At 45.5% G+C, this 15045-nt stretch carries 15 protein-coding genes; 7 read left to right on the top strand and 8 right to left on the bottom strand.

Going from position 1 to position 15045, the window contains the following annotated elements; genetic code table 11:
• The coding region (locus O9295_RS23805; protein ID WP_288035786.1) for a hypothetical protein at nt 1-210 on the top strand (210 nt) is incomplete at its 5' end.
• On the opposite strand, the gene aat is transcribed toward O9295_RS23805, so the two are convergent.
• Nucleotides 169-750: a leucyl/phenylalanyl-tRNA--protein transferase gene (gene aat / locus O9295_RS23800; protein WP_147072396.1), complete on the bottom strand. Its 582-nt coding sequence runs from the start codon at nt 748-750 to the stop codon at nt 169-171. The genes O9295_RS23805 and aat overlap by 42 nt on opposite strands.
• 34 nt (nt 751-784) lie before the next feature.
• Between aat and O9295_RS23795 the strand changes: the two genes are divergently transcribed.
• Nucleotides 785-1126 (top strand): DUF8822 family protein, encoded by a 342-nt coding sequence (locus O9295_RS23795; protein ID WP_287970319.1) that lies wholly within the window; start codon nt 785-787, stop codon nt 1124-1126.
• Nucleotides 1127-1140: 14 nt separating this feature from the next.
• Here O9295_RS23795 and O9295_RS23790 read toward each other — a convergent pair whose 3' ends face one another.
• The 5 genes from O9295_RS23790 to pdhA all read right to left on the bottom strand — a co-directional run bounded on the left by O9295_RS23790 (nt 1141) and on the right by pdhA (nt 6449).
• On the bottom strand, nt 1141-1410 hold the full coding sequence (locus O9295_RS23790; RefSeq protein ID WP_288035783.1) for a hypothetical protein: 270 nt from the start codon (nt 1408-1410) through the stop codon (nt 1141-1143).
• Between the two features lie 402 nt (nt 1411-1812).
• The gene (locus O9295_RS23785) at nt 1813-3177 is read right to left on the bottom strand and encodes a glycosyltransferase family 39 protein (RefSeq protein ID WP_288035781.1); all 1365 of its coding nucleotides are present in this window, start codon (nt 3175-3177) and stop codon (nt 1813-1815) included.
• A 60-nt stretch (nt 3178-3237) separates the two neighbouring features.
• Nucleotides 3238-4176, bottom strand: coding sequence for a glycosyltransferase family 2 protein (locus tag O9295_RS23780; RefSeq protein WP_288035778.1), 939 nt, complete (start codon nt 4174-4176; stop codon nt 3238-3240).
• Between the two features lie 113 nt (nt 4177-4289).
• A complete protein-coding gene (locus O9295_RS23775; RefSeq protein WP_287970327.1) occupies nt 4290-5072 on the bottom strand; it encodes a hypothetical protein in 783 nt (260 codons plus the stop codon).
• Nucleotides 5073-5414: 342 nt separating this feature from the next.
• Nucleotides 5415-6449 carry a pyruvate dehydrogenase (acetyl-transferring) E1 component subunit alpha gene (gene pdhA, locus O9295_RS23770; protein WP_004163914.1) on the bottom strand — a complete coding sequence of 345 codons (1035 nt, stop codon included), beginning with the start codon at nt 6447-6449 and terminating at the stop codon, nt 5415-5417.
• 315 nt (nt 6450-6764) lie between these two features.
• Between pdhA and O9295_RS23765 the strand changes: the two genes are divergently transcribed.
• From O9295_RS23765 to O9295_RS23755, 3 genes are all read left to right on the top strand, one after another.
• Nucleotides 6765-7970 carry an RNA-guided endonuclease InsQ/TnpB family protein gene (locus tag O9295_RS23765; protein ID WP_012267064.1) on the top strand — a complete coding sequence of 402 codons (1206 nt, stop codon included), beginning with the start codon at nt 6765-6767 and terminating at the stop codon, nt 7968-7970.
• Nucleotides 7971-8017: 47 nt separating this feature from the next.
• A complete protein-coding gene (locus O9295_RS23760; protein ID WP_288035774.1) occupies nt 8018-10264 on the top strand; it encodes an IMS domain-containing protein in 2247 nt (748 codons plus the stop codon).
• A 484-nt stretch (nt 10265-10748) separates the two neighbouring features.
• Nucleotides 10749-11066: a KGG domain-containing protein gene (locus O9295_RS23755; protein ID WP_002761051.1), complete on the top strand. Its 318-nt coding sequence runs from the start codon at nt 10749-10751 to the stop codon at nt 11064-11066.
• Nucleotides 11067-11320: 254 nt separating this feature from the next.
• Here O9295_RS23755 and O9295_RS23750 read toward each other — a convergent pair whose 3' ends face one another.
• Together O9295_RS23750 and smpB are read right to left on the bottom strand one after the other, a co-directional pair.
• Nucleotides 11321-11869, bottom strand: coding sequence for a DUF2808 domain-containing protein (locus O9295_RS23750; RefSeq protein WP_288035771.1), 549 nt, complete (start codon nt 11867-11869; stop codon nt 11321-11323).
• A 118-nt stretch (nt 11870-11987) separates the two neighbouring features.
• Complete coding sequence (gene smpB / locus O9295_RS23745; protein WP_004162719.1) at nt 11988-12452, bottom strand: SsrA-binding protein SmpB; 465 nt, start codon at nt 12450-12452, stop codon at nt 11988-11990.
• Nucleotides 12453-12844: 392 nt separating this feature from the next.
• Here smpB and psb29 point away from each other — a divergent pair, with 392 nt between their 5' ends.
• Together psb29 and cofH are read left to right on the top strand one after the other, a co-directional pair.
• Complete coding sequence (gene psb29 / locus O9295_RS23740; RefSeq protein ID WP_192846022.1) at nt 12845-13531, top strand: photosystem II biogenesis protein Psp29; 687 nt, start codon at nt 12845-12847, stop codon at nt 13529-13531.
• Between the two features lie 137 nt (nt 13532-13668).
• Complete coding sequence (gene cofH, locus O9295_RS23735) at nt 13669-14805, top strand: 7,8-didemethyl-8-hydroxy-5-deazariboflavin synthase subunit CofH (protein WP_288035770.1); 1137 nt, start codon at nt 13669-13671, stop codon at nt 14803-14805.
• Nucleotides 14806-15045 lie beyond the last annotated feature (240 nt).

Genomic DNA, 15045 nt, shown 5'->3' with positions numbered 1-15045 from the left:
TGTGGGGTGTGGGGTTTTACCAGTTTTGAGGTGGCCAATTACCTAATTTTCAGGGAAAAAGTCCAGGAATTTTCCCCCCGATCCCCGCAATGGCTGGCACTTTTTGAGGGGAAAAAAGTCCAAAAGTCTTATCCAACAAGGTTTTTAGATTTATTCAGCAAGCCCTACTTAAACAAAATGGCAATGCTTCAACAGAGCGCCTTCAAGTAGGGGATGATATTCTTTTTCGGAGATAGTATAGGCCCCAAATCTAGCCAGATGGGGATTTTGCATTTGGGCATCAAATAGACAGAAATCCCGTTCTCTGAGGTGTTCGACTAACTTGACCATGGCTACCTTAGAACCATCGGGAATTTTATAGAACATCGATTCCCCGATAAAAACCCCGCGAATTGCTAAACCTAAAATCCCCCCCGCTAATTGATCCCCTTGCCAAGTCTCGAAACTGTAGGCCCAACCGGCCTGGTGTAATTGCTGATAGATTTGCATTAACTCCGGGGAAATCCAAGTCAGCGAGCGATCGGCACAACCGGCACAAACCCCAGCAAAATCGCGGTTAATAGCCACGCTAAAGCGATTTTGATTCAAAACTCGTTTTAGGGACTTGGGATACCTAAAACGCCGATCAAGAGGGATAAGAGCGCGATTTTTACTAGAATACCAATCCAATCTGCCCCCCTCATCGGCCATGAGAAAGTAACCGCGTGCGTATCCTTGTATAATAGAGACGGTATCCACGACTCCCCCCAAGAATTCAGTCTCGTAGCCTGATAATTCTCTAATTATGCCTGATCATCCCCCAGCAATTCCGCCCATTACTTTACCACCGATCGAAAATCCCCAACAGGAACAAACTTGGCTGCGCACGGCTTTACATCGTTGGTTAGATGCGGAATTTATTCCCGAAGCTATTAATGAAACTATCGCTGAACGCGCTAGTCAAATTTTTCTGCGTCAGCGTTTGGAAGGGGAAAACGATCTCGGTAACTTGGTGATTGCGATCGTTACCGAGATGCAAGCTTTTGATTTCCGCGAAAGTTTTTATAGTGAATTTGCCATCGCTAACGCCGTCAGTGATTTAATTTTAGATAGTTTAGGGATCGATCGCTGTTGTGGCCAAAGTTAGACAGTTTTTCTCTGCTACTGGAGTTTAATTTCTATTAGCGCCCCTGCTAATTTTTCTGTGCGAATGGGGTACTGCTCATTTAAGAAGTTAACAAAATTTTCTTGGGGATGTGCCACGATGATATTACTATAGTTTTGGGCTAATTCCTTGAGATTGAGTTTTTGCCGCCAGGATTCCACATCGCGGTTCTGAAATAATTGAAACTTAACTCGATCGTTAACTAAATAGGATAATGCCAAAAAGAAACTAGGGGTATTATCGCTGATGACTATCGGCTTGGTCATGGAGTTTAAAACTGGACTTCCCCCATACAGAAATACTAAAAAATTAACAAAACCCTTACTGCAGGTCGCTTCTCAGAAAAAATTGAAAAGACGCTACTGGGTACATTTTCCCTTTGAAAATGGCTGTACCGTTGACTGTATCTAGAGTAGAGCGATTCCGTAGAGTTGGCTGTATAGTGATCGCTAACCTGATTGTAACAGATGGTGTCATTAATCTCTAGAGTCAGCGATTCCCTCTGTAGCCATGTTTTTGATGGTTTTCTGCCCCGAAACAAGCTATAATGGTCGAAAGGTCAAATTTAAAAAATTTTGCCTCAAACCCTATCTGCGTAAGGAATTCAGGATTTTGTGTCCAGTAGTCCATTAGTATTATATTGCTTTAACTCAGGCTCTGTAAGACTTTTAGCCATAGCTAGTATGTTTATACGGGGGAAGTTCAGTTAAAACAGGGGCGATTTCTAGATTAACTCCACTGGCTGTACCTCTTTGATCGTCTAAACCCGCATCAGAAGTTAACCCGAGAAATACACCTGATACTATACCTAGTAGCAGGAAAATTAGCAAGATTTGTTGTCCTAAATAGTGAAGCCAATTTTTTGGGGACTTTGATCCGATATAACTGGCAATCAGGTAGGATATAGCCATCTGCATTCCCAGAAAAACTGGTAGATAATATCTGGCTTGTAGGGAGCGGATCGATGGTTTTAATAAATCAGGTACAATTTGAAACAGTGTAGGAACAACAATCAAAGTTATTAGGAATAACCAAACTTTCGGCGAAGTGTATCGGATGAGATGGTAAAGAGAATAAACCACTAATAATAATATTAATAGATGAAAAGCCGATTCTAATCTGCCTTTGCGGTGAAAGAAATCCACGAATACATGACCAGCATGACGGAATAAGGTTTGAGATATTTCGATGATATTAGTCTTAAACTGTCGATAGTATTGGGTGTTGCGATCAATTTTGTCTAGGTTGGTAAAAATCACGAATAGCCAAGGGCTAAATAAAACTAAGCTGCCAACACCTGCCAATACATAGCTAACAACTGTTCTTGTAATTTTCAATCTCTCTAGAAGAATCACATATAAAGCTTGGGCGATGGCCACAGGAGCAGAAAATAAATGAGTATAAAAAGTCAAGGCTAAACTGAGGCTATACCAGAGCCAACTTTTAAGCGTATTTTTACGGATTGCTCGTAAAAGAGCAATTCCTGATAAAAGAATTGTCAATGTCCAGAGACTATACTGGGTGGTATTTTGAGCCACGAGCATCTGAAAGGGAGAAACAGCGAATAAAGCGATCGCTATCCAGCCCGTTAGGGAGGAATCGAACAATTCTAGGCATAACCAATAAAGGCAAGGAATGACTAAGATGCTTAAGAAAATCGAGAAAGTTCTGGCCGAATGTTCGATGGGGATTAACTGCATCCAGAAGCGCGCTGACAAATGGTATAGGGGAGGATGTTCTGGATTCCCCATCAGAGAGCGCAAGGCATCGGATAGAGAGCGTTCGGAATGAGGATGTTGAAAATATTGTAGGTCTTTCCTGCCAATAATTTCACCGTTAAAAGCCTGCTCCCGTACGTCTTGAGTCGTGTATCCCGAAAAACGCATAATACTTCTAACTTCATCGGCACTATAGACTTTTTGCTCTAAATTGAAAAATCGTAGGCCAATTCCGATTAATAAAATAGCAATGATCAAAAACTTTCCGAAATTAGCGGCCAATCGATCGGGTAAATATTTTCTCTGATCCATCATAAGTTTATTTGTCCGTAGGTCATCAATCGACAACAATTTACTGATAGTTGCTTTAAAAGTTTAATTAATTTCCAACCCAGCGATCTCAGCGATTGTATAGGCTGGTCTGCCCTTAACTTCTTCGTAAATTCGCCCGATGTATTCCCCTAATATGCCAATACTGATCAATTGTACTGAACCCAAGAAAAACACAGCGATCAAGATAGTAGCTAAACCAGTAACAGGAGAGTCGGGTTGCTGTAAGCGCCAGTAGAGAACCAGTAAAGCCATCAACAGGGCAATTAAAGCGGAAAATAAGCCTAAATAAGTGGAAAGACGCAGGGGAATCTTAGAAAAAGACACCAAGCTATTAATCGCTAAAGCTAGGGATTTTTTAAAAGTGTACTTGACTTCGCCAGCAAACCGGGGATCTCGCTCAAATTTAACAGCAGTTTGTCGGAAACCAATCCAAGCTCGCAAACCGCGAATATAACGATTCCGTTCTGGCATAGAATTTAATAGGTCCACTACCTGACGATCCATCAGACAAAAATCCCCCGTGTCCGCAGGGATATCCACGTCGGCTAATTGTCGCAGCAATCTATAGAAAACGTAGGCAGTCAGGCGTTTAAACCAACTTTCTTTTTTCCGTTTTGTTCTCTGGGCGTAAACCACATGATAACCTGCTTGCCAAGACTCAATCATTTTGGGAATCAATTCCGGTGGATCCTGCAAGTCGGCATCGAGGACAACAATAACTTGACCCCTAGCGAAATTGAGTCCTGCCGTTACTGCTGCCTGATGGCCAAAGTTACGAGCAAAGCTAATGTAACAGACCCTAGCATCTCTTTCCTGTAGTTGCCGCATTAAATTTAAGGAGCGGTCGCGACTGCCATCATTAATCAGAATTAGTTCCACAGAATCATCTAAACTATCCATGACGGCACTGACACGGCGATAGAGTTCTGGAATGGTTTCTTCCTCGTTATAAATCGGGATAATTAGCGAATATTTCGGCATTTTCGAGAAGTCGAACGGACAAAAGCCGTGTTTTTATGGCGGCCGCTACGCTCTAAATATTCTGCTAAAGTATCCCTTTTGTCAACTTAATAGATTACTGCTAGACAGTGCTTTTAAATTGCCAAGGAATGATCGAGCATTGCTTGCCGACGTAAACAATTCCAGTAGGCTGCATAAAGATCCGTCTGTTGACCGCGCAGGGAAGCGATCGCAGGTGCAGCAGGAAAAGGCCAGAGACGATCAAAAACCACTTCTCGATGAGCCAGACGAAACTGCAGCAAATAAACAGAAGCAGGAGCCTGTAAATTATCCAGTAATTGCGCTGCCAGCCGATGTAAAGACTTAAGACTCTCTCTTTCCAGACTAATCGGTTGACTGTAGGCGTTAGGGATCATGCCTTCTCCGATTACCTCACCGTATTCTAAACCCTTAGATGTCACCGTGATCGGCAACCAAAGATCCCCAAAAGAAGAATCTCCCTGACTGGTTTTATAGTGCAGGGTATGGGCAACCCAAGTGCGTCTTTCCTCGATATCCCGACAAGCTTGATAAACTTTTTTACCAGGAAAATTCACCCAATTGGGTAATTGAATTGTTAAGGGACACCAGATTAAATTATTCTGGCTGGTTTTACCCGACTCCATTTTTGACCACAAAGAAGCCGTCCCCGTCACCTCCACCGCCAAGGATTTAGGAACCGCATTTTTTAAGGCAATCACCATCTTTTCGGTAACGGGCGATAGCCGAGACATCTGACCACTGGCTTGAGCTTCGGCATTAACGAGAATGATAACTTTGTCCATTTCTTCTTGTGGGTTGGGTGAACTTGAACGATCAGCGGTGAGGTTGGTTAAGAATGCGAACTGACTGGGGTTCAATGCTTCTGTAGTCGCCATGGCAAAAGCTATTTCTCTGGATTTTAGCGGATTATACAAGAGCGCAACTATTTTTTACGGATTTTTTCCACAACAACCAGCTTCGAGGCGGGATTTTTCTGCTCCCCCTCATAGAATACCTTAGTTGACAGTCCCGTAATCAGTGATCAGTAACCAGTAAACAGTGATTAGTCAAGAAGAAACTCGACCGAATCTAAAACCTAATTGGTTAAGCTAAAAGCTTGGATGTACTTAGTTTCTAACCTTCTTTTTAGGTAGGAGAATTGCCAAATTCTTTTTGGGAGCCTCTTACCTGTTGCCCCTTGCCTTCAGCAGCTGATCACTGATCACCGATCACTGAAATTACTCGTCTTCGGCGAAAATAAAGCGAGTTAGTTCACTAGGATCGGGTTCGGGGCTAGATTCGGCAAATTTAACCGCTTCCTCGATTTCAGCTTGAATTTTCTGCTCGATTTCTTTTAATTCCTCTCTCGTGGCCAGATCTCGCTCGTAGAGGTAGGCGGCAAAGCGAGTGATCGGATCTCTTTCGCCCCAGAATTGTTTCTCATCAGCACTGCGTAACTCGTCGGGATCTGCCAGAGAGTGACCCCGGAAACGATAGGTTAAGGCCTCAATTAAAGTCGGTCCTTCACCGGCGCGGGCCCGAGCCACGGCTTCTCTGGCGGCGGCATGAACGGCGACCACATCCATACCGTCCACTTCCACACCGACCATACTAAAAACACTAGCTTTTTTATAGATTTCCGGTTGAGAAGTGGCTCGATCATGGGCCATACCGATCGCCCACTTATTATTTTCCACCACATAGATAATCGGCAACTTCCAGAGGGCGGCCATATTCAGACACTCAAAAAACTGGCCATTATTACTCGCCCCATCCCCGAAGAAACAGACCGTTACCTGATCGGCACTGGCATCACCCATGGCTTCGCGACGGTATTTACTCTGAAAAGCCGCCCCGGTAGCGACGGGAATCCCCTCGGCCACAAAAGCGTAACCCCCCAAAAGCTTATGTTCGGCGGAAAACATATGCATGGAGCCGCCCCGTCCTTTACTACAACCAGTAGCTTTGCCGAATAACTCCGCCATTACCTCCTTAGCGGGAACTCCGGCACTAAGGGCGTGGACGTGATCGCGATAGGTGCTAGAAACGTAATCTTCTCCCTGACGCAAGGCTTTAATAATACCGCTAGATATCGCTTCTTGACCGTTGTAGAGGTGGACAAAACCGAACATTTTGCCTCGATAATACATTTCGGCACATTTATCTTCAAACATCCGCCCCAAAACCATATCCTCGTATAGGCGAAGACCTTCAGCTTTGGTAATAATGATGGAAGCAGGATTAAAGGTTGGTAAAGTACGTTCGGAAATCATAGGGTCTGTAGTATCATTTAGACAACAAAAAGGCAAGGGGAGAGGAAGCGGTAGATTTTTCGAGAATTCTGGCAGTGAATTTTTTAGGCTTAAACCAAGGGGTTCTTGGTATTTTCTCTCTCAAATCTAATCTTAGTCAGTCAGAGATTGGCTAGGATAAGATGGTATCTTGTTATTTTACTCGCTCCGCTCTCACTTACATCACTTAATTCACCTTAGATGTCGGCAGGATGCCCCCGTTACACCCTACGGGTTGGCGGCGGAGGAATGCCGACCAGTATAAAACGCGCGTAGCGCATCGACTCTAAATATGTTATGCTTCCTGTTGGTGAGTTTTTTGAGGCCGTGGAACAAGTCCTGACGCTAGTGATCAAGCTTCAAGTATGTAGCGAACAACAACAAGCGCTGTCCGATACCTGTACGGCTTTTGCGTCGGCTTGTAGCTGGATTAACGAGAACGTCAATCCCCGGCTGACTAACCGGAACTCGATTCAAGCCGTCTGTTATCAGGACGTTAAGGATCGGTTCGGATTGACGGCTAACCACGTTGTCAGAGCTTGCGGTCGGGTGGCGGCTAATCGTTTGACAGCAAAACTTCAAGGGAAGAAGGTCAAGAACTTTGCTCCAACAAGTTTCGACTGTGACGCTCGAACCTTCCGTTTCGTCGAGAAAGATTGGGCGATTACTGTTAGCACCACGGGGAAACGGTTAACCATTCCCCTGAGAGCGAGCAATTACCATCGGGGGAAACTTACCTGGCAAAATCCGACCTCCGCTCAAATCTGCCTACATCGTGACGGCGGTTGGTATGTCCACATCCAACTAAAATCGGAACCGCCGAAACCTATCAACGCGGATAACATTATCGGGGTCGATTTCGGCCGTCGTGACATCGCGGTAACATCAACCGATCAATCGTGGTCGGGGGATGGAATCAAGGAAACGAGGGATAAATACAGTCGCGTTCGAGCTTCTCTGCAAAGGAAAGCGTCTCAAGGCACTAGATCCACCAGGCGTAGGTGTCGGGAGATATTGAAACGGCTATCGGGGCGGGAGAGAAGATACCAAGCGCACTTAAATCATGTAATCAGTAAAGCTATCGTTGCCGAGGCAAAATCAACCAACTCGATTATCGCTATTGAAGACCTAACCGGTATTCGAGAGAGAACCAACCAACAACCACGAAATAAGACCGAGAGAAGACGGTCTAACTCTTGGGCTTTCTATCAACTTCGACAATTTCTCGAATACAAAGGCATTAAAGAAGGAGTTGAGGTTATCGCGGTTAATCCACGATATACCTCTCAAACCTGTCATTGTTGCCTACATATCGGAATTAGAAGCGGAAAATCGTTTAAGTGTAGTAATAAGACTTGTGGTTGGATTGGTGACGCAGACGCGAACGGTAGCAAGATGATTAGACTTTTGGGGCTGAGTGTAATCCAGCCCAGAGAGCCGAATTTATTGGCTTGCCCGATAAGTTTAGGGTTACAGAAAGCTCCCGTTAAGCTGACGCTTTAACGGGAGTAGATTACTAAGGACTCTCCAGAGTTGAGGTACAGCTAACCGTGCGCATTCCTCTTGACTACTACAGGATATTGGGAATCCCCTTTCAGGTGAGTGCCGAGCAAATTGATTTGGCCCACGCCGACCGGGGACGGCAATTGCCACGTCAAGAATACAGTCAAACAGCGATCATTGCCCGTCAGCACTTGTTAGATGAAGCTTACCAAGTGTTAAGTGCTGCGGATCGCCGTCGTGATTACGATGCTCAATTTTTCGACCCCAATCCCTTGCTTCTCAACCCAGAAAGCAGCGCCGAAAACCTAGATTCTCAGGGTGGGGGGCTGGCTGCGGCTTCCTCAGAATATCCCACTCCCCAGATTACCATTGCCCCCGCCGATCTGGTGGGAGCTTTGCTCATCCTGCAAGAGTTGGGAGAATACGAGTTAGTGATTCGTTTGGCCGAAACTTATCTAGATTTAGAGCCAACTACTCGCCCAGACATGATCTTAACCTTGGCCTTGGCCTACGGGGAATTAAGTCGGGAATATTGGCAGGATAAAAATTATGAACAGGCGGCCAGCACCGCGGCCAAGGCCCTGACCTGCTTGGAACAAGAACAAATGTTCCCGCAAGTGGCCAGCGAAATTCGCCATGATTGCGATCGCCTGCGTCCCTACCGGATACTGGAATTGTTATCCCAAGAAAAAAAACCTAGTCTTGCCCGTCAGCGCGGCTTAAATCTCTTGGAGGAGATGTTGGCCGCTCGCGGCGGCATCGATGGCCAGGGTGACGATCGCTCTGGGTTGGGGGTGGATAATTTTTTACGCTTTATTCAACAGTTACGGGTTTATTTAACTCAGGCCGAACAGGAGAAAATCTGGGCAAAAGAGGCACAACGCCCCTCGGCGGTGGGTAATTATCTGCTGGTCTATGCCTTGATCGCCCGCGGTTTCGCCCAAAAACAACCCGCCGCTATTGTCGCAGCCAGCGATCGCCTGCAGCAATTACAAAAACATCAGGATGTCTCCCTAGAGCGATCGATCTGCGCCCTACTGCTCGGTCAGACGGAACGAGCAAGCACAATTTTAGAAAAAAGTCAAGAGCAAGAAATATTAAATTATATTAAGGAACAATCCGGGCAATCTGCCGATCTTTTACCCGGGCTATGTCGTTACGGTGAGCGTTGGTTACAAACAGAAGTTTTCTGCCATTTTAGTGATTTAGTCGAGCGGAAAGCCTCACTCAAAGAGTATTTTGCCGAGGAAGAAGTACAAAATTATTTAGAAGAATTGTCAGGGTTTCCTGACGAAAAAGTTCCCGTATCGGTTCAAGAAAAGGTTGGCGAACCCTTAGAATCGGAAGTAAATGTTCTGAAAACCCACACCCCCCCCACCCATTTAAACCCAGTGCCAGGAGTGACACCGATGAGGGAATCTGCTTATTCTTCTTCCCACTCTCGTCCCCAAAAACCGTCTTTAGCTAGAGTTAACGGTGAGCGGACAAGCACTGCTGTACCTGCCCTGAGAGCCACCGCTCAGGAGGAAACTCTCACCCCCTATACTCAGGGTAGTGTGGTGGTGACAGCAGCCTATCGTCAACCGGCACTTAATCCCCCCCGTCGTCGTCCTAGTCGCCCGCGCCCCCAAGCAGCAGGCAACTCCGGGCCGGCAGCCCTAGAAACGGCAAAAACTGCCGTAGTCGCACCGAAACGGAGACGACCAGCCCGCAGAAAACTGCGACTCGATCGAGTGGCGATATTGGGGGTAGGATTAGTGGGAACAATCGCGGTTTTGTCCTTGGGGGTGAAGGCAATTGTCGATAGTCAATCTCCTTTGGCAGCCTTGCAAGGGGAACAGTTACCGATTTCTTTAAATACTCCCATACTAGAAATTCCCTCGGCTAATGCGGAAGTGATGGAAGGGATTCCCTTGGACAAGGAAACAGCCAAGGAGACGATTCAAGCTTGGTTAGCAGCAAAATCGGCGGCTTTTGGCAGTGAACACCAAAAAGAGCAATTGAAAGAGGTTTTAACAGGTTCAGCCTTGGAAATTTGGCAAAAACGAGCGGCGGCTTTACAGGGAAATAACTATTGGCGCTACGATCATCAAGTGGATGTGCGCTCAGTTACTAATAATGCGAAAAATCCTAATTTAGCGACGGTGGAAGCGATAGTCAACGAAAAGGCCATGTATTTCCATAATGGCAAGGAAATTGTCAATCGTTCCTATAATGAGTCCTTGAACCTGCGCTATGATTTGGTACGGCAAGGAGATAAATGGTTGATCGAAAAAACCCAAGTCTTACCCTAATTTTTTCCGATTAAATCCCCAAAAACTAGGCTTTAGGCTGCCCGCACATCCAATTAAGAGTGCATGGCAGCCTTTTCAGTGGGAAGTGGGGAAGTGGGGAAGTGGGGAGAAGAGAGCAGGGAGAAAAAAGCTGATAACTGATAACTGATAACTGATAACTGATAACTGATAACTGATAACTGACTCCTCCAAAGGCCAACTTTGTACCTCACCATTAAGATAACTTCTATATCTTTAGACTGATAAATGCTCGATTCGCTTAATATTTTTTAACATAAAATATGCTCTTTGATTGCTGTAATTAGTTCCCTAGAAGTCAAGCTAATGAGTTATGATCCTAGGTAGGAATCCATAGTTCTTAGAGGAAAAAAGCGGGGCAATCTCAATGTTTTGCCCACCGACAAGACCATGATTTTGATGTTTTAAAAATCTCGCATAAGTCTTTAAGAACTTTTAAAATCAGCATTCACACAGGAGGGATATTATGACAGGTAAGAGTAAACGCGGTTTTGCCTCTATGGATCAAGCTAAACAACGGGAAATCGCTAGTAAAGGTGGTAAAGCTGCTCATCAAAAAGGTACAGCCCACGAATTTACCTCCGAAGAGGCTCGCGAAGCGGGACGAAAAGGTGGTGAAGCGGTTAGCCGAGATCGCGCCCACATGGCAGCTATCGGACGGGAAGGGGGCAAAAATTCTCACAAAGGCAGTGGCAAAAACTCAAACTCCGAAGAAAATTCCCCAGCCAACGAGTCTATAGGTGAAAACTACTCAGATTTTAGCAACTCGGAGGCAAATAGTTGACTTTGGTTGACTTTTTCTCAGACTGAGAGGGTGTTAGGGTTTTGGGGTTTTAGTTAAATTCCCCCATTCCCCCATTCCCCCATTCCCCCATTCCCCCATTTCCCCATCCCCGTTAACGAAGGCAGGAGGCAGAAGGCAGAAGGCAGAAGGCAGCTTTTATTTATTATCCCCACACCCCACACCCCACACCCCACACCCCACACCCCACACCCCACACCCTACCCCCACGAAAAACTTTTTGCCGCAAACCCTACTTAAGGTTCGATACTGACAATCCAAGTCCCAACGTAGAGACGGACGGGAATATTGCCAGAGGCAATCACATCACAGGTAAAGTAATAAGTGCCTAATTCAGGATTTCTGACATTAGACATGACGATTTCAACTTTGCTGGTCGGATCGATCGCTTGTTCGGGGACAATTTGAATAATGCGACTATCCTTATCCCAAACCACTTCCTTTAAAGGTAAAGATTTGCCGTTGGTGCGTACCTCGATTTTATTAGTGTCAAACTGGCCGTTAAAATAATCGGGATAGGAAATAAAAAAAGCCGAGGCCCCTTGGGAGAGTTTTTTCGGGGGAATATAGAGTTTATAACGATCCATTTGCTTGGGACGACCACCAAATTGCAAGAAATAATCTAAGATATCCTTGCGATCGACTCCACTAAAAATGGTTAGGCCGGGGTTGCCATTGGCTAAAGTTATTTTTGGTAAAATAATCCCCGCACCCACAGCTAAAGATAGAGCAATTAAAGCGGGTGCTTTAGCATATTTAATTACTTTTGTCAAGACTTTTAACATAAATTTTAACCCAAAGTGAGGGGGATGGTGACGGCCGCAAGGAGCCTAATACAGTTCAACTGTAACAAAACCCGCTCGTTTCTTACCTGGACCTTTGCCAGTCCGATAAGTGTCTTGGTTAACGCTTCATCGCTCGCGCCATATCCCGTTGATCCTGACGACGTTTCAAATCTTCGCGTTTATCGTGTAATTTTTTGCCTCTACCGAGGCCAATGCTGATTTTTACCCAACTACCTTTAAAATACATCTTTAAAGGCACAAGAGTTAAGCCTTTCTGTTCCACTTGACCGATGAGTTTGCTGATTTCCTTTTTGTGCATCAACAATTTTCTCGTCCGGCGCGGATCGTGATTAAAATATTCGCTACTCTGTTCGTAGGGGGAAATATGAACATTAATTAACACCGCTTCACCATTGCGGACTAAAACGTAACCATCCCGCAGGTTTACCTTACCGGCACGCACGGATTTAACCTCGGTCCCCAGCAACTGCACCCCCGCTTCAAAAGTCTCTAAAATCTCGTAGAGATGGCGTGCTTGCCGGTTATCACTGATAATTTTGATTTTGTCGTCTTGATTGGCCATATAGTCAAGTGAAAAGTGAAAAAGCTGTTGAGTGTTGGGGTTTTAGGGTGTTGGGGTGTTGGGGTGTTAGGGTGTTGGGGTTTTAGGGTTTTAGGGTGTTGGGGTGTTGGGGTGTTGGGGTTTTAGGGTGTTGGGGTGTTGGGGTTTTAGTTGAATTCCCCCATTTCCCCACTTCCCCATTCCCCCACTTCCCCATTCCCCCACTTCCCCATTCCCCCATTTCCCCATTCCCCCATTTCCCCATTTTCCCATTTCCCATTGCCCTATCTTACTCGCTCTTTTGCTCTCTCTGGACTGACTGCTTGCCGCTCTTTGGTGATCACTGGCCTTGTCAGGGGGAACGAGAAGGGAGAAAATGAGAGCAGTGTTAAATTTTTATGAAGTTTGGTTCTGTGGACAAAATTCGTACTGTTTCCGATAGTAAGCGTGATTTTTATACTCGCCACACCCGCCCCATCAATTCGGTGTATCGGCGCGTGGTTGAGGAATTATTAGTCGAGATGCACCTGCTCTCCGTTAATGTAGATTTCCATTATGATCCAATTTATGCCCTTGGTGTGGTTACTTCTTTCGAGAAGTTCATGGAAGGCTATCGTCCGGGGGAGGATAAACCGAATATTTTTAATGCTTTGTGCCAAGCGGTTAACGGTAATCCCGAAGTCTATCGTCGTGATGCCGAAAATATGATCGCTATTGCCAAAGAAACTAATATTGATTCCTTGCTTTCCCAACTGCAAAACCCTGCTCTGGGTGGTAACAATCAGTTGTCTGATAGTTTAGTTTCGGTTATCAACGCGCCTAAGTTTAAGTATAGTCGCCTGTTTGCCATCGGTCTCTATACTATTTTGGCGGAAGCACAACCGGACATGATCAAGGAAAAAGAAAAACGCGAACAAATTTTGCCAAAGTTCTCAGAAATTCTCCGTCTCTCCAGCGAGAAACTGCAAAAAGACCTCGATGTTTATCGCGGTAATCTTGATAAAATGGATCAGCTGCTCAAGGTGATCGAAGATGCCCTAGAAGCAGAAAAGAAAAAACGTCAACAAAAAGAACAGGAAAAACAAACCACCCCGCAATAAACGCTCTCAACCGGAAATTACCGCGTGCAGACAAGGGAATAGGGAACAGAAAAAGGATTAAATCGGCTCTCTTTCTTTACTGTTCCTTCTGACCTCGTTCTAAAATTAAGATCGGCAACCCTTAATATTTATCTCCCGTGACTAACTCCTCCATCACCGCACCCGTAACCGATATTTTGGCAAAAGCGCGGTCAGGGGCGAATTTATCGGCAAAAGAAGCGATTATCTTGCTAGAAACTACCGATAACCGTTTAATTGCCCGGATTCGGGAAACGGCCGACTTTTTGCGTCGTCAACAGGTGGGAGATACCGTCACCTACGTGATCAATCGCAACATTAATTTTAGTAACATTTGTGAGCAGCATTGCAGTTTTTGTGCATTCAGACGCGATGAAGATGAAGAGGGGGCCTTCTGGCTTAATTTAGAGGAAATTATCGCTAAAGCGGCCGATGCTGTCCGTCGTGGGGCCACAGAAATTTGTATGCAGGGGGGATTAAACCCAAAAGCCAAGATTAAGGGCAATTCCTTAGACTATTACCTCGAAATTGTTAAAAACCTGAAACAAGCCTTTCCTGACCTGCATTTACACGCTTTTTCACCCCAAGAAGTCCAATTTATTGCTAGAGAAGATGGTTTAAGTTACGAAAAAGTTATCGCTTCCCTGCAAGAAGCAGGAGTGAATTCTCTACCGGGGACGGCTGCCGAGGTGTTGGTGGATGAGGTAAGACGGGTAATTTGTCCAGAAAAAATCGATGCCGCCACTTGGTTAGAAATAGTCGGTACTGCCCATCGCTTGGGGTTACATACCACCAGTACCATGCTCTGCGGTCATATTGAAACCCCTAGCCAACAGGTGCAGCACCTCGAAAAAATTAGAAAACAGCAAGAAATCGCCCTAGAAAATAATTATCGGGCTAAAATCACCGAATTTATTTTATTGCCTTTTGTGGGACAATCAGCCCCCAAACCCCTGAGAAATCGAGTCGGACGAGATCAACCAATTTTAGCCGATACATTAAAATTAACAGCAGTGGCGCGGATTTATTTGGGCAATAGCATTAAAAATCATCAACCCAGTTGGGTAAAATTGGGCTTACAGGGGGCGACAGAAGCTTTAAACTGGGGTTGCAACGATCTCGGTGGCACTCTCATGGAAGAACATATTACCACTATGGCCGGGGCTGTGGGCGGTACTTGTTTGACCGTCGAGGAATTAGCAACGGCGATTAAATCCCTCGATCGCCCCGCCCGTCAACGGGATACAATCTATTAACTAGGGTTTGCTGAAAGAGTTTTTCGTGGGGGCAGGGTGTGGCCCCCCCAACCCCCCCGACATCGGGGGGGCAGCTGGGGTGTAGGGTTTTCCCCATTTTCAGGGGGTCAATTACCTAATTTTCAGGGAAAAAGTGCCTAAATTTCCCCCCCGATCACCCCAATGTCTGGCACTTTTTGATGGGAAAAAAGTCTAAAATTCTTATCCAACAAGGTTTTTAGATTTATTCAGCAGACCCTA

Origin of the sequence: Microcystis sp. LE18-22.4A (assembly GCF_027531105.1) — a bacterium.
In the GTDB taxonomy this organism is placed as follows: Bacteria; Cyanobacteriota; Cyanobacteriia; order Cyanobacteriales; family Microcystaceae; genus Microcystis; species Microcystis aeruginosa.
This window is presented reverse-complemented; position numbering and strand designations above follow the sequence as displayed.